The 23,295-nt window shown below is 35.1% G+C and carries 39 protein-coding genes; 3 read left to right on the forward strand and 36 right to left on the reverse strand.

What is annotated here, in order from left to right; translation table 11 throughout:
- From IDG60_RS04245 to rpsJ, 31 genes are all read right to left on the reverse strand, one after another.
- A partial coding sequence (locus IDG60_RS04245; RefSeq protein WP_107610596.1) for an ATP-binding cassette domain-containing protein occupies positions 1-304 on the reverse strand: 304 nt, incomplete at its 3' end.
- Positions 301-1,110 carry an energy-coupling factor transporter ATPase gene (locus IDG60_RS04250; protein ID WP_000389658.1) on the reverse strand — a complete coding sequence of 270 codons (810 nt, stop codon included), beginning with the start codon at positions 1,108-1,110 and terminating at the stop codon, positions 301-303. The genes IDG60_RS04250 and IDG60_RS04245, both read right to left, overlap by 4 nt.
- Positions 1,111-1,647: 537 nt before the next feature.
- The gene (gene rplQ, locus IDG60_RS04255; protein WP_000542274.1) at positions 1,648-2,016 is read right to left on the reverse strand and encodes a 50S ribosomal protein L17; all 369 of its coding nucleotides are present in this window, start codon (positions 2,014-2,016) and stop codon (positions 1,648-1,650) included.
- Positions 2,017-2,032: 16 nt separating this feature from the next.
- On the reverse strand, positions 2,033-2,977 hold the full coding sequence (locus IDG60_RS04260; protein ID WP_000569649.1) for a DNA-directed RNA polymerase subunit alpha: 945 nt from the start codon (positions 2,975-2,977) through the stop codon (positions 2,033-2,035).
- A 74-nt stretch (positions 2,978-3,051) separates the two neighbouring features.
- Positions 3,052-3,441, reverse strand: coding sequence for a 30S ribosomal protein S11 (rpsK, locus tag IDG60_RS04265; RefSeq protein ID WP_000101625.1), 390 nt, complete (start codon positions 3,439-3,441; stop codon positions 3,052-3,054).
- 23 nt (positions 3,442-3,464) lie between these two features.
- Complete coding sequence (gene rpsM / locus IDG60_RS04270; protein ID WP_000090796.1) at positions 3,465-3,830, reverse strand: 30S ribosomal protein S13; 366 nt, start codon at positions 3,828-3,830, stop codon at positions 3,465-3,467.
- Positions 3,831-3,852: 22 nt separating this feature from the next.
- On the reverse strand, positions 3,853-3,966 hold the full coding sequence (rpmJ, locus tag IDG60_RS04275; protein WP_000868342.1) for a 50S ribosomal protein L36: 114 nt from the start codon (positions 3,964-3,966) through the stop codon (positions 3,853-3,855).
- A 31-nt stretch (positions 3,967-3,997) separates the two neighbouring features.
- Positions 3,998-4,216 (reverse strand): translation initiation factor IF-1, encoded by a 219-nt coding sequence (infA, locus tag IDG60_RS04280; RefSeq protein WP_001118443.1) that lies wholly within the window; start codon positions 4,214-4,216, stop codon positions 3,998-4,000.
- Between the two features lie 192 nt (positions 4,217-4,408).
- A complete protein-coding gene (locus IDG60_RS04285) occupies positions 4,409-5,056 on the reverse strand; it encodes an adenylate kinase (protein ID WP_072497064.1) in 648 nt (215 codons plus the stop codon).
- A 16-nt stretch (positions 5,057-5,072) separates the two neighbouring features.
- Entirely contained in the window at positions 5,073-6,365 is a 1,293-nt protein-coding gene (secY, locus tag IDG60_RS04290; RefSeq protein ID WP_000616784.1) for a preprotein translocase subunit SecY, read from the reverse strand.
- On the reverse strand, positions 6,365-6,805 hold the full coding sequence (gene rplO, locus IDG60_RS04295) for a 50S ribosomal protein L15 (protein ID WP_000766074.1): 441 nt from the start codon (positions 6,803-6,805) through the stop codon (positions 6,365-6,367). Before rplO ends, secY begins: the two co-directional genes overlap by 1 nt.
- 16 nt (positions 6,806-6,821) lie before the next feature.
- A complete protein-coding gene (rpmD, locus tag IDG60_RS04300; RefSeq protein ID WP_001096577.1) occupies positions 6,822-7,001 on the reverse strand; it encodes a 50S ribosomal protein L30 in 180 nt (59 codons plus the stop codon).
- A 16-nt stretch (positions 7,002-7,017) separates the two neighbouring features.
- Positions 7,018-7,518, reverse strand: a complete 501-nt coding sequence (gene rpsE / locus IDG60_RS04305; RefSeq protein ID WP_000113851.1) for a 30S ribosomal protein S5 — start codon at positions 7,516-7,518, stop codon at positions 7,018-7,020.
- A gap of 20 nt (positions 7,519-7,538) precedes the next feature.
- Complete coding sequence (gene rplR, locus IDG60_RS04310; protein WP_000623881.1) at positions 7,539-7,898, reverse strand: 50S ribosomal protein L18; 360 nt, start codon at positions 7,896-7,898, stop codon at positions 7,539-7,541.
- A gap of 30 nt (positions 7,899-7,928) precedes the next feature.
- Complete coding sequence (rplF, locus tag IDG60_RS04315) at positions 7,929-8,465, reverse strand: 50S ribosomal protein L6 (protein ID WP_000091975.1); 537 nt, start codon at positions 8,463-8,465, stop codon at positions 7,929-7,931.
- Positions 8,466-8,489: 24 nt separating this feature from the next.
- Entirely contained in the window at positions 8,490-8,888 is a 399-nt protein-coding gene (gene rpsH / locus IDG60_RS04320) for a 30S ribosomal protein S8 (protein WP_000178881.1), read from the reverse strand.
- Between the two features lie 31 nt (positions 8,889-8,919).
- Positions 8,920-9,105, reverse strand: coding sequence for a type Z 30S ribosomal protein S14 (locus tag IDG60_RS04325; protein ID WP_001140799.1), 186 nt, complete (start codon positions 9,103-9,105; stop codon positions 8,920-8,922).
- Between the two features lie 22 nt (positions 9,106-9,127).
- Positions 9,128-9,667: a 50S ribosomal protein L5 gene (gene rplE / locus IDG60_RS04330; RefSeq protein WP_001080824.1), complete on the reverse strand. Its 540-nt coding sequence runs from the start codon at positions 9,665-9,667 to the stop codon at positions 9,128-9,130.
- 26 nt (positions 9,668-9,693) lie between these two features.
- Entirely contained in the window at positions 9,694-10,011 is a 318-nt protein-coding gene (rplX, locus tag IDG60_RS04335; RefSeq protein ID WP_000547687.1) for a 50S ribosomal protein L24, read from the reverse strand.
- 35 nt (positions 10,012-10,046) lie between these two features.
- Positions 10,047-10,415 carry a 50S ribosomal protein L14 gene (gene rplN / locus IDG60_RS04340; protein WP_000615921.1) on the reverse strand — a complete coding sequence of 123 codons (369 nt, stop codon included), beginning with the start codon at positions 10,413-10,415 and terminating at the stop codon, positions 10,047-10,049.
- Positions 10,416-10,446: 31 nt separating this feature from the next.
- Positions 10,447-10,710 carry a 30S ribosomal protein S17 gene (rpsQ, locus tag IDG60_RS04345; RefSeq protein ID WP_000004086.1) on the reverse strand — a complete coding sequence of 88 codons (264 nt, stop codon included), beginning with the start codon at positions 10,708-10,710 and terminating at the stop codon, positions 10,447-10,449.
- Between the two features lie 23 nt (positions 10,711-10,733).
- The gene (gene rpmC / locus IDG60_RS04350) at positions 10,734-10,943 is read right to left on the reverse strand and encodes a 50S ribosomal protein L29 (protein ID WP_000644737.1); all 210 of its coding nucleotides are present in this window, start codon (positions 10,941-10,943) and stop codon (positions 10,734-10,736) included.
- On the reverse strand, positions 10,933-11,367 hold the full coding sequence (gene rplP / locus IDG60_RS04355; RefSeq protein ID WP_000926310.1) for a 50S ribosomal protein L16: 435 nt from the start codon (positions 11,365-11,367) through the stop codon (positions 10,933-10,935). The genes rpmC and rplP overlap by 11 nt, the downstream gene beginning before the upstream one ends.
- A gap of 2 nt (positions 11,368-11,369) precedes the next feature.
- A complete protein-coding gene (gene rpsC / locus IDG60_RS04360; RefSeq protein WP_000529877.1) occupies positions 11,370-12,023 on the reverse strand; it encodes a 30S ribosomal protein S3 in 654 nt (217 codons plus the stop codon).
- Between the two features lie 23 nt (positions 12,024-12,046).
- On the reverse strand, positions 12,047-12,400 hold the full coding sequence (gene rplV / locus IDG60_RS04365) for a 50S ribosomal protein L22 (protein ID WP_000387527.1): 354 nt from the start codon (positions 12,398-12,400) through the stop codon (positions 12,047-12,049).
- Positions 12,401-12,428: 28 nt separating this feature from the next.
- Positions 12,429-12,707, reverse strand: a complete 279-nt coding sequence (gene rpsS, locus IDG60_RS04370) for a 30S ribosomal protein S19 (RefSeq protein ID WP_000124353.1) — start codon at positions 12,705-12,707, stop codon at positions 12,429-12,431.
- A gap of 66 nt (positions 12,708-12,773) precedes the next feature.
- Positions 12,774-13,607 (reverse strand): 50S ribosomal protein L2, encoded by an 834-nt coding sequence (gene rplB, locus IDG60_RS04375; protein WP_000985472.1) that lies wholly within the window; start codon positions 13,605-13,607, stop codon positions 12,774-12,776.
- Between the two features lie 32 nt (positions 13,608-13,639).
- Complete coding sequence (rplW, locus tag IDG60_RS04380; RefSeq protein ID WP_000388082.1) at positions 13,640-13,915, reverse strand: 50S ribosomal protein L23; 276 nt, start codon at positions 13,913-13,915, stop codon at positions 13,640-13,642.
- Positions 13,915-14,538: a 50S ribosomal protein L4 gene (rplD, locus tag IDG60_RS04385; protein WP_000024827.1), complete on the reverse strand. Its 624-nt coding sequence runs from the start codon at positions 14,536-14,538 to the stop codon at positions 13,915-13,917. Before rplD ends, rplW begins: the two co-directional genes overlap by 1 nt.
- A 26-nt stretch (positions 14,539-14,564) precedes the next feature.
- Positions 14,565-15,227 (reverse strand): 50S ribosomal protein L3, encoded by a 663-nt coding sequence (rplC, locus tag IDG60_RS04390; RefSeq protein ID WP_000160212.1) that lies wholly within the window; start codon positions 15,225-15,227, stop codon positions 14,565-14,567.
- Between the two features lie 27 nt (positions 15,228-15,254).
- Positions 15,255-15,563 carry a 30S ribosomal protein S10 gene (gene rpsJ / locus IDG60_RS04395; RefSeq protein WP_001118667.1) on the reverse strand — a complete coding sequence of 103 codons (309 nt, stop codon included), beginning with the start codon at positions 15,561-15,563 and terminating at the stop codon, positions 15,255-15,257.
- A gap of 356 nt (positions 15,564-15,919) precedes the next feature.
- Here rpsJ and IDG60_RS04400 point away from each other — a divergent pair, with 356 nt between their 5' ends.
- Complete coding sequence (locus IDG60_RS04400) at positions 15,920-16,309, forward strand: hypothetical protein (protein ID WP_000788443.1); 390 nt, start codon at positions 15,920-15,922, stop codon at positions 16,307-16,309.
- A gap of 190 nt (positions 16,310-16,499) precedes the next feature.
- On the opposite strand, the gene stgP is transcribed toward IDG60_RS04400, so the two are convergent.
- The 3 genes from stgP to IDG60_RS04415 form a co-directional block, all read right to left on the reverse strand.
- Complete coding sequence (gene stgP, locus IDG60_RS04405) at positions 16,500-17,834, reverse strand: 6-thioguanine permease StgP (protein WP_000800700.1); 1,335 nt, start codon at positions 17,832-17,834, stop codon at positions 16,500-16,502.
- A 112-nt stretch (positions 17,835-17,946) separates the two neighbouring features.
- Positions 17,947-20,082: a DNA topoisomerase III gene (locus tag IDG60_RS04410; protein ID WP_000838479.1), complete on the reverse strand. Its 2,136-nt coding sequence runs from the start codon at positions 20,080-20,082 to the stop codon at positions 17,947-17,949.
- A 25-nt stretch (positions 20,083-20,107) separates the two neighbouring features.
- Entirely contained in the window at positions 20,108-20,191 is an 84-nt protein-coding gene (locus IDG60_RS04415) for a hypothetical protein (RefSeq protein WP_031761989.1), read from the reverse strand.
- 65 nt (positions 20,192-20,256) lie between these two features.
- Here IDG60_RS04415 and IDG60_RS04420 point away from each other — a divergent pair, with 65 nt between their 5' ends.
- Complete coding sequence (locus IDG60_RS04420; protein ID WP_000029536.1) at positions 20,257-21,144, forward strand: GNAT family N-acetyltransferase; 888 nt, start codon at positions 20,257-20,259, stop codon at positions 21,142-21,144.
- 180 nt (positions 21,145-21,324) lie between these two features.
- The gene (locus tag IDG60_RS04425) at positions 21,325-22,188 is read left to right on the forward strand and encodes a GRP family sugar transporter (protein WP_001159898.1); all 864 of its coding nucleotides are present in this window, start codon (positions 21,325-21,327) and stop codon (positions 22,186-22,188) included.
- Positions 22,189-22,304: 116 nt separating this feature from the next.
- Here the strand turns inward: IDG60_RS04425 and IDG60_RS04430 are convergent, their stop codons facing one another.
- On the reverse strand, positions 22,305-22,436 hold the full coding sequence (locus IDG60_RS04430) for a hypothetical protein (protein WP_001789121.1): 132 nt from the start codon (positions 22,434-22,436) through the stop codon (positions 22,305-22,307).
- Between the two features lie 170 nt (positions 22,437-22,606).
- Positions 22,607-23,295, reverse strand: a 689-nt coding sequence (locus IDG60_RS04435) for an AEC family transporter (protein ID WP_206160522.1), incomplete at its 5' end; no start/stop codon positions are given.

Here is a 23,295-nt window from a genome sequence, read left to right on the forward strand (position 1 = left end):
TGTCCTCAAATAATTGAGATTCGGGAAATTGAAATACCATTCCAATTCTTTTTCTTACAGGTCTAATATATTTATCTTTGGTCTTATGTGTAATAGTAATGTCATCAACTGTAACTGTCCCAGTAGTCGGCTTTAACAGCGCATTAATATTTTGTATCAACGTTGATTTACCACTACCCGTTTGTCCAACGATGGCGTAATATTTACCTTGTTCAAATTCTGTATTAACATCATGAATAGCTTGATGCTGATATGGTGTCCCTTTTTGATAGGTATAACTTACATTGTCAAACCGTATAGTCATAGTTGATCCACCAGCCCTTCATAAGTTAAGAATGATGTTTGGTGTCCCAGCATTTGATTTATTTTGATTGGGAATGGCAAATCTAGACCTATTCTTGTTAACTCTTCTGCATGGTCGAAAATTTCAGTCGCTGTGCCTTCTTTATAGACAGTCCCTTTATTCATAACGATAACATGATCTGCTTCCATCGCCTCAGATAAATCATGCGTAATAGAAATGATTGTAATATTATGTTCTGATTTAACTTTTCTCACTAAATCCAATAAATTTTGACGTGCATCAGGATCTAACATAGAAGTCGCCTCATCTAATATAATGACAGAGGGGTTAAGTGCTAATACACTTGCTATAGCCACACGCTGCTTCTGTCCCCCCGATAATGCATTAGGTTCATAATCTGCACGTTCTAACATATCAACTTGTTTAAGTGCTTCGCTGACTCTTCTATGCATTTCGTCATGTGGAACCGCATGATTTTCGAGTCCAAATGCCACATCGTATTTTACAATTGAACCAACAAATTGATTATCCGGATTCTGAAATACAATTCCTATGTCTTTTCTTAACTTTTCAAAATTATCATCAGTTATAGCTTGATTATTATAAAAAATTTCTCCAGATTTAACTTTCTCTATGCCAATCATTAACTTGGCAATTGTAGATTTTCCAGAACCGTTATGACCAACAATAGATGTCCACTGACCTTTAGGTATATTAAAAGAAACATCTTTCAATGTGAAGGATGCATCACTTTGATATTGAAATGAAACATTTTTAAATACAATAACTGAATTCTTATCCTCCACTTGTCTCTCTCCTTTACGATTCGTGTATCTATCATATTTTACAATATTTATAAATCGCTGTATATGACATTGACTGGGTTTGCTATATATTACTAGTATTTTCTAACTCATTTCTAGTCTTTAAAGTGTTGTTTAACAACTAATGATAAGGACATTTATTCCTCTCTAACAATTATGTATAAACGTTAATAAAATAAATGATTTACTAATATAGGGGTGGTCGCGTTTGGTTCAACGATAATACTTTCACTTCATTCAGTTCTAGTGAAATTGATCAAACTAGCTTGATCATATTTTTAGATTCGCACTCAAAAAAGTAGATATAAAGAAATCGGACTTAAAAACATTTCTGTTCATAAGTCCGATATCTTATTCAATAAAAAAGCGCGCACCCCATCATAAGTTTGTTGAGTTCACGCTTTAAATCTTTATTTAGTTGATGGGGTACTCTGAGCTAGACAATATTTGTATGTGGCAAACATTATCGTTGCACTCATTTGCTTTATATAAAAGTAGTTAGTGTATTTATATAAATTCTTATACTAATTCGATAATTACTGATTCAGCACCGTCACCGCGACGAGGGCCTTGTTTAAGGATACGAGTGTAACCACCTTGACGTTCTGTGTAACGCTCTGCGATTTCACCAAATAATTTTTGAAGTGCAGTTTGTGTAGTTTCATCTTCGTTTAAGATTTCAACATTACGTAAAGTTTTAGCTGCATTACGACGAGAAGCTAAATCTCCTTTTTTACCTAAAGTGATTAATTTCTCAACAACACTGCGAACTTCTTTTGCACGAGCTTCTGTAGTTTCAATACGTTCACTAATAATAAGTGATGTAGCTAAGTCACGTAACATAGCTTTACGTTGATCAGAAGTACGACCTAATTTTCTGTAACCCATGAGTTAACCTCCTTTATCAATCTTCTTTTCTTAATCCTAATCCTAAATCTTCTAATTTGTATTTAACTTCTTCTAAAGATTTACGACCTAAATTACGCACTTTCATCATGTCAGCTTCAGATTTGTCAGCTAACTCTTGAACAGAATTGATTCCTGCGCGTTTTAAGCAGTTATATGAACGTACAGATAAGTCTAATTCTTCAATAGACATTTCTAATACTTTTTCTTTTTGATCTTCTTCTTTTTCAATCATGATTTCAGCGTTTTGCGCTTCATCAGTAAGACCAACGAAGATATTCAAGTGTTCAGTCATTATTTTTGCTGCTAATGAAACTGATTCTTGTGGTGTGATTGAACCATTAGTCCAAACATCCAATGTTAATTTATCAAAATCACTGCTTTGACCTACACGTGTATTTTCAACAGTATAGTTCACACGTTCAACAGGTGAATACAATGAATCAACAGGGATTACACCAATTGGTAAATCACTAGTATTATTTTGTTCTGCTAATGCGTAACCTCTACCCTTGTTAGCAACTAGACGAATTTTTAAGTGACCACCTTTAGATACTGTTGCAATTTTAAGCTCTGGGTTTAAAATTTCAACATCACTATCATGTGTAATGTCGCTTGCTGTTACTTCGCCTTCATCACGTACATCAATTTCTAAAGTTTTATCTTCTTCAGAGTAAATTTTCAATGCTAATTGTTTAATGTTCATAATAATTGTAGAAACATCTTCAACTACATTGTCTACTGCTGAGAATTCATGTAAAACTCCCTCAATTTCAATATACTTAACGGCTGCACCTGGTAATGAAGATAGTAGGATACGACGTAAGGAGTTTCCTAGTGTAGTACCGTAGCCACGTTCTAGTGGTTCAACAACGAACTTACCGAATTTAGCATCTTCACTAATTTCAATTGTCTCAATTCTAGGTTTTTCGATTTCTATCATTTAAATATCCTCCTTATATACGTCGACTTAATTTAAAATGTTTGCTCAGTGACCTGTAACAATACCATCATAAATTATACACGACGACGTTTTGGTGGACGACAACCGTTATGAGGTACTGGAGTAACGTCTCTGATCGCAGTTACTTCTAAACCTGCAGATTGTAATGCACGAATAGCTGATTCACGACCTGGACCAGGTCCTTTAACTGTTACTTCAACTGTTTTTAAACCATGCTCCATAGCTGATTTAGATGCAGTTTCAGAAGCCATTTGTGCTGCAAATGGTGTTGATTTTTTAGATCCTTTGAATCCTAATGCACCAGCTGATGACCATGATAAAGCATTACCGAACTCATCAGTGATAGTTACAATAGTGTTGTTGAATGTTGAACGGATGTGTGCTACACCATTTTCAATATTCTTTTTCACTCTACGTTTACGAGATACTTGTTTACGTGCCATTTAAAATTTGCCTCCTTTATCTATTATTTTTTCTTGTTAGCTACCGTTTTAACTGGTCCTTTACGAGTACGCGCGTTGTTTTTCGTTTTTTGACCACGAACTGGTAAACCACGACGGTGACGGATACCACGGTATGATGAAATTTCCATTAAACGTTTGATATTTAAGTTAGTTTCACGACGTAAGTCACCTTCGACTTTATAACCGTCTACAACTTCACGGATGCGACCTAATTCGTCATCAGTTAAATCTTTCACACGAGTATCAGCTGATACGTTAGCTTCTTCAAGAATTTTTTGAGCAGTTGACGTACCGATACCGTATATATAAGTTAATGAGATAACTACGCGTTTTTCACGTGGAATATCTACTCCTGCAATACGTGCCATATTAATTTACACCTCTCTTTTATTAACCTTGTCTTTGTTTGTGTTTTGGATTTTCACAAATTACCATTACTTTACCTTTACGTTTAATGACTTTACATTTTTCGCAAATAGGTTTTACTGATGGTCTTACTTTCATTTTTATACCTCCCTATATTATGGAGTGACGATTATTTATAACGATAAGTAATTCTTCCGCGTGTTAAATCGTACGGAGACATCTCAACAGTTACTTTGTCGCCAGGTAGAATACGAATGTAATTCATTCTGATTTTACCACTTACGTGAGCTAAAATCTCATGACCATTTTCTAATTCTACTTTAAACATTGCGTTCGGTAAAGTATCTAATACAGTACCTTCTAATTCAATTACATCTTGTTTAGCCATTGATTAACTTCCCCCTTTTTGCAATAGTAAGGTAATCGTCAATAGACAACTTTATTGTTACGAATCTATCAGTGATTAATTTTATAAGTTAAACAAAAATTACGGGAATTAATTATCGTTAATTGCCACTCTCATCTATCTAATATGATTAAATCATGCCTCACTTAAAATAGACCGCTAAAAGTTGATCTATTACAAATGATCTAAAATATCAATGACATCTTTGGTAACGTCGCTAATATCTTTTGAACCATCAATATTTTTCAATACATCTTTTTGATCATAGAAATCTAAAATAGGCTTAGATTGTTTAATATTAACACTCAAACGATTAGCTACCGTTTCAGGATTATCATCTTCTCGTTGATACAATTTACCACCATCGATATCACAAATACCTTCGACCTTCGGAGGATTAAATACAAGATGATACGTTGTACCACATGACTCACAGATTCGACGACCTGTAAGACGGTTCATTAATTCTTCTTCCGGAACTTCGATATTGATGACAGCATCAATGTTTCTGTCAAGCTCAGACATAATATTATTTAATGCCTCAGCTTGCTCGATTGTTCTTGGGAAGCCATCTAATAAAAAGCCTTTTTTTGCATCGTCTTCAGAAATTCTTTCCTTAACGATACCTACAGTCACTTCATCAGGAACTAATTCGCCACGGTCCATATAAGACTTAGCTTCTTTACCTAATTCAGTTTCTTCTTTTATAGCTTTTCTGAACATGTCACCAGTTGAAATGTGGGGTATTGGGAATTTCTTGACAATTTCACTTGCTTGAGTTCCTTTACCTGCGCCAGGTAAACCCATCAAAATGATATTCATAAGTGCCCTCCTAAAATTATCTACCACCAAAGCCTTTATATTCTTTTTGAGATACTTGAGCTTCTAAAGATTTCATTGTTTCAATCGCTACACCAATAACGATAAGTAAACTTGTACCACCAATCTGAATTGATTGTGGTAATCCCATAAACTTAGTTGCTAATATTGGTAGAATTGAAATAACGGCTAAGAAGATAGAACCTACAAAAGTTAAACGATATAAAACTTTAGTAATATATTTTTTGGTTTGTTCACCAGGTCTAATGCCTGGAACATAGCTACCTTGTTTCTTAAGGTTATCAGCCATTTTTTCCGGATTAACTTGTACAAATGCATAGAAGTATGTGAATAGTATAATTAGTACAATATATACAACCATACCAACATTACTTGAAGGATTTGCAGCATTCGCAATGTTTTGTGCCCATTCTTTATCTGGATAGAACAACGTTAATGTTCTAGGCAGTAAGAAGAACGCCATTGCAAAGATTACAGGAATAACACCGGCTGAGTTCACTTTTAAAGGTAGATAAGTTGCCTGTGAACCTAATCTTTGAGCAGTTTGTTTCTTAGCATATTGAATCGGAATTTTACGAACGGCTTCAAGTACATAAATAGCACCTACAGTTAATAGTATCAGTGACACTAAAAGTCCTAATACTTTCAACCATGCTAATGATGTATCTTCTTGCCCAACGAACGCAGTTTGTCCAAATTGAATTAGACTGGCTGGCAACGTTGATAAAATACCCGCAAATATGATAATAGAAATACCATTACCAACACCGAACTGAGTGATTTGATCACCAAGCCATATTAAGAAAGCAGTTCCTGCTGTCAAAACTAGTGCTATTAATAAATAACTCATAATTGACTGATTGATAATCAGCGCACCTTTGAGATAATTATTAAATTGGAATGCCATACCTATAGATTGGATAAATGCTAAAGAAATTGCTAAATAACGAGTAACGTTATTTAACTTTCTTCTACCTACTTCACCTTGTTTTGCCCATTCTGAGAATTTAGGGACAATATCCATTTGTAATAATTGCATTACGATTGATGCAGTGATGTAGGGTACAATACCCATTGCAAAAATAGAAAATCGTTTCAAGGCTCCGCCACCAAAAGTATTTAATAACTCAGTGGCACCTTGAGAACCTTGGGGATTATCAAAAGCTGCAGGATTTACTCCTGGAGCTGGTATATAAGTCCCTATTTTAAAAATTACTAACATTGCTAGTGTGAAGAAAATCTTGTTACGAACCTCTTTTGTTCTAAAGAAGTTCACAAGGGTTTGAATCATTAGATCACCTCGTGTGCTCCACCTTTAGCATCAATAGCTTCTGCTGCTGAAGCTGAGAATTTATGAGCTTTCACTGTCAATTTCTTATCAAGTGAACCATTACCTAGTATTTTGATACCAGATTTTTCATTCTTAACAACACCAGATTCTACTAATAAAGCTGGAGTTACTTCAGTACCATCTTCAAATTTATTAAGTTGGTCTAAGTTAACAATAGCATATTCTTTACGATTTATGTTAGTAAAACCACGTTTTGGTAAACGACGGAATAATGGTAATTGACCACCTTCAAATCCTGGTCTTACACCACCGCCTGAACGAGCTTTTTGACCTTTGTGTCCGCGACCACTTGTTTTACCATTACCTGTCGCAACACCACGTCCAACACGATTGCGTTCTTTACGTGAACCTTCTGCCGGTTTTAACTCATGTAATTTCATTTCGGCACCTCCTTGATTATTTTTCTTCTACTGTTACTAAGTGCTTAACTTTGTTGATTTGCCCACGAATAGCAGGGTTATCTTCAACAACTACTGAACTGTTAGTCTTTTTAAGACCTAAAGCTTCAACAGTTTTACGTTGTGTTTCAGGACGACCAATAACACTACGAGTGAGGGTAATTTGTAATTTAGCCATAACTAGTTTTCCCTCCTTAATTGTATAATTCTTCTACTGTTTTGCCACGTAATTTCGCAACATCTTCAGCATTTTTAAGGTTTTGTAAACCATCGATTGTAGCACGAACCATGTTGATTGGTGTGTTTGATCCTAATGATTTACTTAAGATATCAGTGATACCTGCTAATTCAAGTACGGCACGAACAGGACCACCAGCGATAACTCCTGTACCAGGTGCAGCCGGTTTCATAAATACGCTTCCTGAACCGTAACGGCCAGTAATTGTGTGTGGAGTTGTACCTTCAACACGTGGAACAACTACTAAATCTTTTTTAGCTGCTTCAACAGCTTTTTTGATTGCTTCTGGTACCTCTTGAGCTTTACCAGTACCGAAACCTACACGACCATTTTTGTCTCCAACTACAACTAATGCAGTGAAACGGAAACGACGACCACCTTTTACAACTTTTGCTACACGGTTGATTGTAACAACGCGTTCTTCAAATTCTTTCGTCTCTTCTTCTCTACGAGCCATGTATTTGTCCCTCCTTTAAATTAAAATTCTAATCCGCTTTCTCTTGCTGCTTCAGCTAATGCTTTAACACGTCCGTGATATAAATATCCTCCACGGTCAAATACGATTTCTTTAATGCCTTTGTCAGCAGCTTTTTTAGCAATTGCTTCACCGACTTTAGTTGCTAATTCAACTTTAGTTGCTGTAGTAGCAATGTCGCTGTCTTTTGAAGAAGCTTGAGCTAATGTTACGCCTTTATTATCATCAATAATTTGAGCGTAGATATGCTTGTTTGAACGATATACGTTTAAACGTGGCTTTTCAGCTGTACCTGATAAGTTAGTACGAACACGAGCATGTCTTTTTAAACGCACTTTATTTTTATCAATTTTACTGATCATTTCAATACTCCTTTCTTTAGAGTTTATCTATTATTTACCAGTTTTACCTTCTTTACGGCGAACGTATTCACCTTGGTAACGAATACCTTTACCTTTGTAAGGCTCTGGAGGTCTTACTGAACGGATGTTAGATGCTAATGCTCCAACTTGTTCTTTTGAAATACCTTCAACTTTAACGACTGTGTTTTTCTCAACTGAGAAAGTAATGTTTTCTTCAGCTTTAATTTCTACTGGGTGAGAATAACCAACGTTAAGGATTAAGTCTTTACCTTGCATTTGAGCACGGTAACCTACACCAACAAGTTCAAGTACTTTTACGTATCCTTGAGAAACACCTTGTACCATATTGTTTAATAAAGCACGAGTTGTACCATGGTTTGTTCTATCTTCTTTAGAATCAGATGGTCTTACAACTTCAATTGTGTTTTCTTCTTGTTTGAATGTCATTCTTTCATTTAAAGTTCTTGATAATTCACCTTTAGGACCTTTAACAGTTACATGATTTCCATCAAAAGTTACTGTTACGTCACTAGGGATGTCAATAATTTTCTTACCAACACGACTCATGTTATGGCACCTCCTTATTTTTTATTACCAAACGTATGCGATAATTTCTCCACCAACATTACGTTTTCTTGCTTCTTTGTCAGTGATTACACCTTCAGAAGTTGATACTAATGCAATACCTAAACCATTTAATACTTTAGGCATTTCGCTAGCTTTTGCATAAACACGTAAACCTGGTTTTGAAATACGTTTTAATCCTGTGATAACACGCTCATCGTTTTGACCATATTTTAAGAATAAACGAAGTACACCTTGTTTATCATCTTCTACGTATTCAACATTTTTAATGAAACCTTCACTCTTTAAGATTTCAGCAATTTCTTTTTTAATATTTGATGCAGGTAATTCTAACTTCTCGTGACGCACCATGTTTGCGTTTCTTACACGAGTAAGCATATCTGCGATTGGATCTGTCATTGTCATTGATTGTTGCCTCCTTTCAGACTCTTTTTTATTACCAGCTAGCTTTACGAACGCCAGGGATTTGGCCTTTGTAAGCTAATTCACGGAAACAAATACGGCATAATTTAAATTTACGATATACAGAATGTGGACGGCCACAACGTTCACAACGAGTGTATTCACGAACTGCATATTTTTGTTTTTTTTGTTGCTTAGCAACCATTGAAGTTTTAGCCACTTAATTAGCCTCCTTTAAATAATTATTTACGGAATGGCATACCGAAGTTAGCTAACAATTCACGAGCTTCTTCATCAGTGTTAGCAGTCGTTACGATAACAATATCCATTCCTCTAACTTTACTTACTTTATCATAGTCGATTTCTGGGAAAATTAATTGTTCTTTAACACCTAAAGTGTAGTTACCGCGTCCGTCAAATGCTTTTTTAGAAACACCTTGGAAGTCACGTACACGTGGTAATGATACTGAAATTAATTTGTCTAAGAATTCATACATTCTTTCACCGCGAAGTGTTACTTTCGCACCGATTGGCATACCTTCACGTAAACGGAAAGTCGCGATTGATTTTTTAGCTTTAGTTACTAATGGTTTTTGACCAGTGATCAATTCTAATTCTTCAACAGCATTGTCTAATACTTTAGAATTTTGTACTGCGTCACCTACACCCATGTTCACAACGATTTTATCTATTTTTGGTACTTCCATTACTGAACTATAATTGAATTTTTTCATTAAGTTTTCAGTAACTTCAGTGTTAAACTTTTCTTTTAAACGGTTCAAAGTGGGATCCTCCTTTCAACTTGTTATTAATTATTAGATTTAATTTCTTCGCCAGATTTTTTAGCGATACGAACTTTTTTACCATCAACAAATTTGTAACCTACACGAGTTGGTTCGTTTGTTTTAGGGTCCAATAATTGTACATTAGAAACATGGATTGCTGCCTCTGTTTCTAAGATTCCACCTTCAGGATTTAATTGAGTTGGTTTTTGGTGTTTTTTCATAATGTTAACACCTTCCACAACGACACGGTCTTTTTTAGGTAGAGTAGCAATTACTTTACCTTCTTTACCTTTGTCTTTACCTGCGATAACTTTAACGTTGTCACCTTTTTTGATATGCATGTGGGCACCTCCTTATTTGTATTGGTTGTTATTAATTAAAGTACTTCTGGTGCTAATGATACGATTTTCATGAAGTTACCTTCACGTAATTCACGAGCAACAGGTCCGAAGATACGAGTACCACGTGGGCCTTTGTCATCACGGATGATAACACATGCATTTTCATCAAATTTGATGTATGAACCGTCATTACGACGAACACCTGACTTAGTACGTACGATTACAGCTTTGACAACGTCACCTTTTTTAACAACGCCACCTGGTGTTGCATTTTTAACAGTACATACGATAACATCGCCGATGTTTGCTGTTTTACGACCAGATCCACCTAATACTTTGATTGTAAGAACTTCACGAGCACCAGAGTTGTCTGCTACTTTCAAGCGTGTTTCTTGTTGGATCATTAGTTAAACCTCCCTTATCTCTAAACTTGTATTAAATAATTACTGACTCTTCAACAATCTCTACTAAACGAAAACGTTTTGTTGCTGATAAAGGACGAGTTTCTTGAATTTTAACAATGTCTCCTAATTTAGCTGAATTGTTTTCATCATGAGTTTTGTATTTTTTAGAGTATTTTACTCGTTTACCGTATAATTTGTGTGTTTTGTAAGTTTCAACAAGTACTGTAATAGTCTTGTCCATTTTGTCTGAAACAACTTTACCTACATAAACTTTACGATCGTTTCTTTCGCTCACTTTTGTAACCTCCTCTTACTTAATTATTGATTAGCCTTACTTTGTTCAATTTCTCTTTCACGAGCAACAGTTTTTAGACGTGCAATCGTTTTTCTTACTGTACGAATACGTGCAGTTTCTTCTAATTGACCTGTAGCTAACTGAAAGCGTAGGTTAAAAAGCTCTTCTTTTGAAGATTTGATTTGTTCTTCGATTTCTGAAGTGGTTAAGTCTCTAATTTCCTTAGCTTTCATTTGTTTCACCACCCAATTCCTCACGTTTTACAAACTTAGTTTTTACTGGAAGTTTGTGACTTGCTAAACGTAGTGCTTCACGCGCAACTTCTTCAGAAACGCCAGCAACTTCGAATAAAATTCTACCTGGTTTAACAACTGCGATCCAGCCTTCAACCGCACCTTTACCAGCACCCATACGTACTTCTAAAGGTTTTTTAGTATATGGTGTATGTGGGAAGATTTTAATCCAAACTTTCCCGCCACGTTTCATGTAACGTGTCATTGCTATACGAGCAGATTCGATTTGACGAGATGTGATCCAAGACGTTGTTGTAGCTTGTAAACCAAACTCACCAAATGTTACGTAGTTACCGCCTTTAGAACGACCAGTTGTTTTAGGACGATGTTGACGACGATATTTTACACGTTTTGGTAGTAACATTATTATTTTCCTCCTCCACTAGTGTTCTTAGTAGGAAGAACTTCTCCACGATAGATCCATACTTTAACGCCTAATTTACCGTAAGTAGTGTCAGCTTCAGCGTGTGCATAATCGATGTCAGCACGTAACGTATGAAGTGGAACAGTTCCTTCTGAATATTGTTCAGCACGAGCGATGTCAGCTCCGCCTAAACGACCAGATACTTGAGTTTTGATACCTTTAGCACCAAGTTTCATAGCTCTAGTGATTGCTTGTTTTTGTACACGACGGAATGAAGCACGGTTTTCTAATTGACGTGCGATGTTTTCAGCTACTAAACGAGCGTCAAGATCAACTTTTTTGATTTCAATTACGTTGATGTGTACTTTTTTATCAGTTAACGCATTTAATTTGTTGCGTAATTTTTCGATTTCTGAACCGCCTTTACCAATTACCATACCAGGTTTACCAGTATGAATTGCAATGTTGATACGGTTTGCAGCACGTTCAATCTCTACGTGAGAAACTGATGCTTCTTTTAATTCATTATCAATAAATTTACGGATTTTTAAATCTTCGTGTAAAAGTGAAGCGAAGTCTTTTTCAGCATACCATTTAGCTTCCCAATCACGGATAATACCAACACGAAGTCCGATTGGATTAATTTTTTGACCCACAGTATTCCCTCCTTAAAAGTTAATTAAGCTTCTTTAGCTTCTTCTTTACCGTCACTTACGACGATTGTAATGTGGCTTGTACGTTTGTTAATCGCACTTGCACGACCTTGCGCACGTGGACGGAAACGTTTTAATGTTGGTCCTTCGTTAGCATATGCTTCTTTAACTACTAATTCATCTGTGTTCATGTCATAGTTATGTTCAGCATTAGCTAAAGCGGACATTAATACTTTTTCAATTACTGGTGATGAAGCTTTGTTTGTTAATTTTAAAATTGCAATAGCTTCAGCAGCATTTTTACCTCTGATTAAGTCAAGAACTAGTCTTACTTTACGAGGTGCGATTCTTATTGTTCTAGCAACCGCTTTTGCTTCCATTAGGATGTCCTCCTCTACTTAATAGATATTATCTTCTTGTTTTCTTGTCGTCTGCAACGTGTCCTTTGAATGTACGAGTAGGAGCAAACTCACCTAATTTATGACCTACCATATCTTCAGTTACATATACAGGTACGTGTTTACGTCCGTCGTATACTGCAAAAGTATGTCCGATGAAATTAGGGAAAATTGTAGAACGACGTGACCATGTTTTGATTACTTGTTTCTTTTCGCTTCCTTCTTGAGCTTCAACTTTTTTCATTAAATGCTCATCGACGAAAGGTCCTTTTTTAATACTACGAGCCATTTGGGCGCCTCCCTTCTTATTATGTGCGTGCAGCTTTAAGCCGCACACCCAAATAAGTTGATTATATTATTTTTTCTTACGTCCACGAACGATAAGTTTGTCTGATGATTTTTTACCACGACGAGTTTTCTTACCAAGCGTAGGTTTACCCCATGGTGACATTGGAGATGGTCTACCGATAGGAGCACGACCTTCACCACCACCGTGTGGGTGATCGTTAGGGTTCATTACAGAACCACGAACTGTTGGACGGATACCTTTCCATCTTGAACGTCCGGCTTTACCAACGTTAACTAATTCGTGTTGTAGGTTACCAACTTGACCGATTGTAGCACGGCAAGTAGATAAGATCATACGAACTTCACCAGATCTTAATCTGATTAATACGTATTTACCTTCTTTACCAAGTACTTGAGCACTTGCACCAGCTGAACGAGCGATTTGTCCACCTTTACCAGGTTTAAGCTCGATGTTGTGTACTACTGTACCAACTGGAATGTTTTGTAATGGTAATGCGTTACCAACTTTGATGTCAGCTTCAGCACCACTTTCAACGATTTGACCTACTTCTAATCCTTTAGGAGCAATGATATATCGTTTTTCACCGTCTGCATATACAACTAAAGCGATGTTTGCTGAGCGGTTTGGATCATATTGAATAGAATCAACTTTTGCATTGATACCATCTTTGTTACGTTTAAAATCGATAACACGGTATTGACGTTTGTGTCCACCACCATGGTGTCTTACAGTCAATTTACCTTGGTTGTTACGTCCCGCTTTTTTCGGTAGCGGTTTTAATAATGACTTTTCAGGTGTAGTTTTCGTGATTTCTGCGAAATCTAACGAAGTCATATTACGACGACCATTTGTTATTGGCTTATACTTTTTAATAGCCATTGTCGCTTACCTCCTTAATGGTAATTGTTTTATTAGTTAAATAAGTCGATTGATCCTTCTTTAAGAGTTACAATCGCTTTTCTTCTTTTGTTTGTATAGCCTTGGTAACGGCCCATACGTTTTTTCTTAGGTTTGTAATTCATGATATTAACACTTGCAACTTTTACGTTGAAGATTTCTTCAACTGCCATTTTTACTTGTGTTTTGTTAACACGAGTATCAACGTCGAAAGTGTATTTGTCTTCAGCCATTGCTTCAGAAGATTTCTCAGTGATTACGGGGCGCTTAAGAATATCTCTTGCTTCCATTATCCGAGCACCTCCTCAACTTTTTTAGCAGCAGCTTCAGTAATTACTAAGCTGTCAGCATTAGTGATATCTAAAACATTTAAACCTTGAGCAGTTGTCACTTGAACGCCAGGGATGTTGCGTGCTGATAATTCAACATTTACATCTTCGTTTTCAGTAACTACTAATACTTTTTTAGGTTGTTCTAATGTAGATAATACATTTTTGAATTCTTTAGTTTTTGGAGCTTCGAAGTTGAATGCGTCAACTACAGTTAAGCCATTCTCTTGAGCTTTGAAAGATAATGCTGAGCGTAAAGCTAAACGACGCATTTTCTTAGGCATTTTGTATGCATAACTTCTTGGAGTTGGTCCGAATACGATACCACCGCCACGCCATTGTGGAGCACGGATTGTACCTTGACGAGCACGACCTGTTCCTTTTTGCTTCCATGGTTTACGTCCGCCACCGCTTACTGCTGAACGATTCTTAACAGCATGCGTACCTTGACGTAATGAAGCACGTTGTAAATTAATAGCTTCGAATAAAACGCTATTATTTGGCTCAATACCGAATACTGCATCGCTTAATTCGATTGAACCTGATTTAGTTCCGTCTAATTTTAAAACATCATAATTAGCCATTATGCATTTCCTCCTTTCACTTCTTATTATTTATTACCTTTTTTAATTGAAGTTCTGATTTCTACTAAACCTTTTTTAGGTCCAGGTACGTTACCTTTTACTAAGATAACTTTGTTTTCTGTGTCAACTTGAACTACTTCTAAGTTTTGAACAGTTACAGTGTTTCCACCCATACGTCCTGGCATTTTTTGGCCTTTAAATACTCTAGAAGCATCTGAAGCCATACCTACAGAACCTGGTGCTCTGTGGAAATGAGAACCGTGTGACATAGGTCCACGAGATTGTCCGTGGCGTTTAATTGCACCTTGGAAACCTTTACCTTTTGATACGCCTGTTACGTCAATAACGTCGCCAGCTACAAAAGTATCTACTGAGACTTCTTGACCTACTTCGTAAGCATCCACGTCTACATTGCGGAATTCACGAATGAAGCGCTTAGGTGCTGCGTCAGCTTTTTTAGCGTGACCTTCAGCTGGTTTATTAGCATATTTATTAGATTTTGCATCTTTTTTGTATGCTTTTTTGTCTTCAAATCCAACTTGGATTGCGTTGTATCCATCAACTTCTACAGTTTTCTTTTGTAATACAACATTTTCTTTAGCTTCTACTACTGTTACAGGGATTAATTCACCGTTTTCTCCGAATACTTGTGTCATCCCAATTTTTCTTCCTAAGATTCCTTTGGTCATCGAAAGTCCACCTCCTAAAATTGTCTATTATAATTTGATTTCGATGTCTACACCAGATGGTAAGTTTAAGCCCATTAAAGCGTCAACTGTTTTTGGTGTTGGGTTTACAATATCGATTAAACGTTTGTGTGTACGTTGTTCGAATTGTTCACGTGAATCTTTATACTTATGCACGGCACGGATGATTGTGTAAACTGATTTCTCAGTTGGTAACGGAATTGGTCCAGAAACATCTGCACCAGAACGTTTCGCTGTTTCTACAATCTTCTCTGCTGATTGATCAATCACGCGGTGATCATAAGCTTTTAATCTGATTCTGATTTTTTGTTTTGCCATAATTTTCCCTCCTTATTCGTCTACATTTAGTGATAGACTTCTCCACGAAAACTATCTTACACAGCGCCATGGCAAAGCGGCCGGGTGTGTCAGTAACCTTTCGCTTCATCGCTTTTCTTAAAGTCCAACGTTAGTTATATTACACGAAAAACATCGATAAATCAAGGCTTTTCACATAATTTTTCTATCTGTCTAACACATACTTTTATATTTTACTTTATATACTTAGTCAGTTCAACTATTTTCGAGATATTTTTTATTTCCTTCTTTATTGTAAATTCGTACCTTGAATCATTTTATTATTATCATTGAAAATTATTCTATATAATTAGTCATAAGAACGGTGGTGAATGAATATGAAAAATGGACCAAAATTATCTTTAGCACTTATAGGTATCTTTTTAATACTTTGTGAGTTTTTCTATGGCATTCCTTTTTTAGGTGCAACGTTTATTTTAAGTTTTGGATGGCAGCCTTTACTCTTTAATGCATTACTTTATCTAATTCTTACTATTATATTATTAGTGAATAGACAAAATGCGATTAGACCTATAGCGATTATTCCAATATTTGGTATAGTAGGTAGTTTTTTAGCTATCATCCCCTTCTTAGGAATTTTGATTCATTGGATTTTATTTTTCCTAATGATTCTATTTGTCCTAGTTGTATTATCAGCGCCAACCTATATACCTAATAAAAATGCTCGTGTCATTTACACACAATACAAAGATGGACATAGAGAATAATTCTTAAAACCTTTTTAATTAGGTATATAATATAGAAGAAACACGTCCAACAATTTTAAAAGAAGTATATTTATATCGGATATTTAAAGACATTCATAATATTGCTTTATGTTATTTCGCTTCTTATTTTATCCTTACTTCAAAGAAAAAACGACTACCAATCATTGGCAGTCGTTTTTTGTGTCTGGATTTAACCATGAACAAATATGAAGTACAGAATGAATAGTACCATTAATACATACATTATCGGATGTACTTCTTTATGTTTTTTAGAGATAAGCATTGTAATTGGATAGAAAATAAATCCACACGCAATACCAGTTGCAATTGAGTATGATAAAGGCATCATAATGATTGTAATGAATGCTGGCACTGCAACTTCAAAACTTTTCCAGTTTATCTCAGCAAAGTTTGCAGCCATTAATACACCTACCACCACTAAAGCTGGTGTCGTAACTGCACTTGTTACAACAGCGATTAACGGACTAAAGAACAGCGCTAATAGGAAACAACAACCTGTTACGATACTAGCAAATCCTGTTCTAGCACCTACAGCAACACCTGAAGTTGATTCGATATAAGAAGTTGTTGTAGTTGTTCCAAAAACTGATCCTACAATCGTAGCTAAAGAATCTGAGAACAATGCTCTACCAGCTCTTGGTAATTTATTATCTTTCATAATACCTGCTTGAGTAGCAACAGCTACTAATGTACCAGCTGTATCAAAGAAATCAATAAATAAGAACGTTAAAATAACAATTAAGAACTGTATCGTTAATAATTGACTTGGGTCTTTAAACGCTTCAAATGCAGCACCGAACGTTGGTTCAATACTTGGAATCTTACCTACAATACCAGATGGCATTTGAATCAATCCAGTGAACATACCAACGATTGCTGTGATGATCATACCGATAAAGATAGAACCCGGCAATTTAATTGCATATAAAATAACTGTAATAACGATACCGAATATCGCCAAAAGTACTGGTGGATCAGTTAAATGTCCCAATGTTACTAATGTAGATTCATTTTTAACTATAATACCCGAACTTTGTAAACCTACAAATGTAATGAATAATCCTATACCTGCTGAAACAGCCATCTTCATTTGATAAGGAATTGCATTAATAATAACTTCCCTAAACCCTGTGACGGTTAATATCGCAAAGAATATACCTGAGAATAAAACACCTGTTAAACCAACTTGCCAAGGAATACCCATGGTTAACACAACAGTAAATGCAAAGAATGCATTTAATCCCATACCTGGTGCTAATGCGATTGGATATTTAGCTATTAGTCCCATGAATAGCGAGCCTACAAATGCTGCTAATGCAGTCGCTACAAAAATGGCACCTTGGTCCATTTTCATATCTTCTGATACGCCTTTAACACCTGCTAAACTTAAAACTTGCGGGTTAACTGCTAAAATATAGGCCATAGATAAGAAAGTTGTGATACCGCCTAAGATTTCTCTTTTAAAGTTTGTTCCATATTTATCGAACTGGAAATAGTTTTTCACGAATGGATGCTCCTTTTTTTAAAATACCTTAATAGTTTAATATCATTCTTAATAAAAAACAATACCAAAAGCGAACTTTTCGTTTTTCTGATTCAACTTTGTTCGATTTTATCTATAAATTCAAGTTCTTTAATGCATCTTTAAACGGATTATTGTCTAAACCTTCATTTTTATTCATATACTTTTTCATTTCTTTACGAGATACTTTACCAGAGGATTTAGACTTCATACGCTGATCCATATGTGCTTGCGTTTCAGAATGTCCACAAACACAACGATATACCGCTTCTTTCCCTTTACCAAACAACGTTAATTTCTTTTTACAGTTTGGACATCTTGCATTTGTTTTGCGCTGTACATTCTTTTTCGTCTTACAAGATGGATCTTGGCACACAAGCATCTGACCATTTTTAGTTTTAACTTTAATCATGAATTTACCACACGTTGGGCATTCTGTGGTTGTTAAATTATCGTGTTTATATTTACGATCACTATTTTTAATCCCATTTACAACATCTTTCGTAAAATCTTTCATTTCATTAATAAATGTTTTCGCCTGATATTTACCACGTTCAATTAAAAGTAATTTTTCTTCCCATTGTGCAGTTAAAAGTGGCGACGTTAATTCTTCTGGTGCTAATTCTAATATTTGTTTACCTTTTGACGTTACTTTAATTTTACCGTCTCTTGATTCAATGGCATTCATATTAAATAATTTATCGATAATGTCGGCCCTTGTTGCAACTGTGCCGATACCACCTGTTTGTTTTAAAGTTTGCGCATATTTTTTATCCTTCAATTGAATAAAGTTCTGAGGGTTCTCCATCGCTTTTAATAACGAACCTTCATTAAAATATTCTGGAGGTGTTGTTTCATGTTCTCTAATGTTTGTTTTTGAAATCTTCACTTCATCGCCTTCTGAAAAAGGCTGTTGCATCTCTGTAATAGATTCACCTTGTCTAATAGATTTAAAACCTAAAACAGTTGTTACATTCTCTTTCAAAACAAATGTGTGCCCTGCAACCTCTAAAGTTACAGTTATCGCGTCATACTCGTGCGGAGGCATTAAAGCTTCTAAAAAACGCTCGACAATCATATCGTATAACTTTAATTCTCTATTACTTAAGTCTGACATGACAGGTCTCACTTCTGTAGGAATAATTGCATGGTGATCAGATACTTTTTGATTATTAAATATCGACATTTTTGATGAAAATGTTTTAGACATTAATGGGCGTGCTTGGTCTTTATATGTTGTTGCCATCGTCGCCTGAATACGTTCTTTCATAGTATCTACCATATCAGTTGTTAAATAGTTTGAATCTGTTCTTGGATAGGTTACGACTTTATGTCTCTCATATAAGCTTTGAAGTGTATTCAATGTTTCTTTAGGTCCAATTTTATAACGTCTATACATATCTTGTTGTAAATCTGTTAAATTGTACAGTGATTGCGGATACGACTTCTTATGTTTAGTAGCAACAGATTTAATCTTACCATCGACATTTTTCAAATTATTAACCATCTGTTCTAAAGTTTCTTTATTGGTATATCGCTGATTTGATTCTAGCTGAAAATCAAACCCTTTTACCGTTAATGATAATGTAAAGTATTGTTGTGGTTTGAACTGATTAATCTCTTGTTGTCGTGTATTTACTAATTGAATCGTTGGTGTCTGAACACGTCCCAGGGATAGCTGTGCATCATACTTTGTTGTTAGTGCACGCGTTGCATTAATCCCAACAATCCAATCTGCCTCGCTTCTCGCTAACGCTGCATAATACAAATCGTTATATTGACGACCGTCTTTTAAATTTTTAAAACCTTGTTGAATAGCTTTTTTAGTAACTGAGCTAATCCATAATCGACGGATTGGCTTTTTGTTACCAACTTTATCCAAAATCAATCTTGCAACTAGTTCACCTTCTCGTCCAGCATCTGTTGCAATAATAATATCTTTCACTTTATTATCTAAAATTAACGCTTTTACTGTTTTAAATTGTTTGCTTGTTTTACCAATAACAACAGTTTTCATATATTTAGGTATAATTGGAAGGTCTTCTAATCGCCATTCCTTTAAATTTTTATCGTATTGTTCAGGTGTCGCATTTGTCACTAGATGACCTAACGCCCACGTGACAATATATTGGTTATTTTCAAAGTAACCATTACGCTTCTGATTTATTTGTAAAGCATCAGCAATATCTCTTGCAACTGATGGTTTTTCAGCTAATATTAAAGATTTCATAAATTATCCTTTCTCATACGTTCTTTTATTTCGAACGTGCTTCATCTATTCCACTAATCTTTGATTTAAATTCAATGGTGTTAAATGTATTGTAACATGTTAATATCACTATTAACTTTCATTTCAGTTGAAATACTATATAATAAAAGTAACAAAAAGTACGGAGGTAATGACATGAGCATAGTTCAGTTATATGATATTACACAAATAAAATCGTTCATTGAACATTCGAATTATGAATCAGCATCATACTTATATAAACTTCCTCAACAGTACAATGAAATAGATGTATTAATAACCGATGCGATTGAATCACCTGGTGTATTTTCGATTAAAGAAAACGATTCAATCAAAGCAATCATATTGTCTTTTGCATACGATAAAAATAAATTCAAAGTCATAGGCCCATTCGTGGCTGACAATTATGTATTATCTGTCGATACGTTTGAAACGCTATTTAAAGCAATGACTTCGAACCAACCTGACGATGCCGTCTTTAACTTTTCTTTTGAAGAAGGCATTCAACAATACAAACCATTAATGAAAGTTATTCAAGCAAGTTATAACTTCACTGACTATTACATAGAAGCCCGTACAAGATTAGAAGAAGATATGCACCAACCAAATATCATTCCTTATCACAAAGGGTTTTATCGTGCTTTCAGCAAATTACACACAACTACATTTAAATATCAGGCACAGTCACCGCAAGATATCATTGATAGTTTAGACGACCATCATCATTTGTTTTTATTTGTTAGCGAAGGTTTACTTAAAGGTTATTTATACCTTGAAATTGATTCACAACAGTCAATCGCCGAGATTAAATACTTCAGTTCTCATGTAGATTACCGTTTGAAAGGTATCGCTTTCGAGTTGCTTGCGTATGCATTGCAATATGCTTTTGATAATTTTGATATTAGAAAAGTTTATTTTAAAATTCGTAATAAAAATAATAAACTCATCGAACGATTTAATGGTCTAGGTTTCCATATCAACTATGAGTACATTAAATTCAAATTCGAATCACGTAACGTAAAAGATCAAACAATCCCTGAATAAAATACCAAGCAAATACCCCACAGTACTTCATTAGCATGTATTGTGGGTTTTTCTACTTTTTGTAAATATTGAAAATTATAAGTAGTTGTTTTTTACTATTAGGGCAGAATGCTTTACAATAACATGCAAGTGTCAATTAAGGGGAGCACTTGCAAAAATAGTATAGGAGAGTGAGTAGTCTTGCAATTTCTTGATTTCTTAATCGCACTTTTACCTGCTTTATTCTGGGGAAGTGTCGTTCTTATTAATGTGTTCGTCGGCGGTGGACCTTACAACCAAATTCGTGGTACGACGCTAGGCGCACTCATTGTTGGATTAGGTTTACTTATTACTGGTTTCGCAAAATTCAATAATCCTACTGTAATTATTGTCGGTCTTATTTCTGGTGCATTATGGGCGTTTGGACAAGCGAATCAGCTTAAATCTATTAGTTTAATCGGTGTATCAAATACTATGCCAGTTTCTACAGGTATGCAATTAGTTGGTACAACATTATTCAGCGTTATCTTTTTAGGTGAATGGTCTTCAATGACTCAAATTATCTTTGGTTTAATCGCCATGATATTATTAGTTACTGGTGTAGCACTTACTTCACTTAAAGCCAAAAATGAACGTCAATCAGATAATCCTGAATTTAAAAAAGCAATGGGTATTTTAATTGTATCTACAGTTGGATATGTAGGTTTCGTTGTACTTGGTGACATCTTTGGTGTTGGTGGAACTGATGCATTGTTCTTCCAATCTGTCGGTATGGCAATTGGTGGCTTTATCCTATCCATGAATCATAAAACATCACTTAAATCAACAGCACTTAATCTATTGCCAGGTGTGATTTGGGGAATTGGTAACTTGTTCATGTTCTATTCTCAACCAAAAGTTGGTGTAGCTACAAGTTTCTCATTATCACAGTTACTTGTTATCGTTTCAACATTAGGTGGTATTTTCATTTTAGGAGAAAGAAAAGATCGTCGTCAGATGACGGGTATTTGGGCAGGTATTATTATTATCGTGATAGCTGCTATAATTCTAGGTAATTTGAAATAGAAAGTTAAATACTCATGTAACGTAAAAATGTAATCACTTCTGAAAATAACCATTCACTTATAGAATGATTAAAATTAATTTTCGGGAATTTTACGTTGAATGTTCCTCTATATGTCCTAGGAAATACGTGGCTCTAAAAACAAAACGCAATAACACATCATGACATTAATCATGCGTTTTAAGACTTTAAAATTAGCGATACTTTTAAAATCTTGATGATATTCATATATCAAGTATGCGCCATACATATGAAGTGGATAGCTGCATAACGCACTGCATTATCAACTTGAATGTATGAGTTGAACAACTATGTCATAAATAAAAGCCCCCTTTTCACAATATACATTTACATATTGTGGTAAAGGGGGCTCTCATTTTCTACGAATACTAAAATGGATTTTATTTTCAAATGTGTAAACTAGACAAACACTGCCTGATACACGTACAAAATAATGATACTAATAATGATTGTCAAATTGGTCGTCATACCTATAAATGGCAGTGTTCGATATTTAAACTGAATACCATAAGAAATAATTGCAACACCTACCGGGAACATCCAAGTGACCAACAATGTCGTCTTAATCATATCATCTGATACTGGTAACAACACATATACTAACAATCCCGCAACTAATGCTAATCCATAATGCAAACATAAATATTTAATAGTAGCAGGTATATACTTTCTTTCCAGAGTAAAATTCAACATGACACCTAGCAAAATCATTGATAACGGCATATTTGCATGGGAAAGTATGCTAAAGAAATCGATTGCCACATGTGGTAAATGGATGTGACTTATATTCAATATAAACATTACAATGTATGTAACGAGTGGCACTGATTGTAATAATTTCTTACCTAAATATTTAAAATCGAATTGATCACTACCTTCACTAAAGTAGCTACCTACAAAGTAAGTAATTCCAAACATCACAAAGGCACCACCTATATCAGCCATAACAAAATAAATAAGTCCCGTTTTAGGCCATATCACTTCAATTAGTGGATATGCAAACAATCCAATATTCATAGCACCAGTCATCATACCTACTGATCCACGCATGTGATTATCATATTTTCTAAAAAACCAGACAGCAATCA

The organism is Staphylococcus sp. EG-SA-2 (assembly GCF_017152085.1).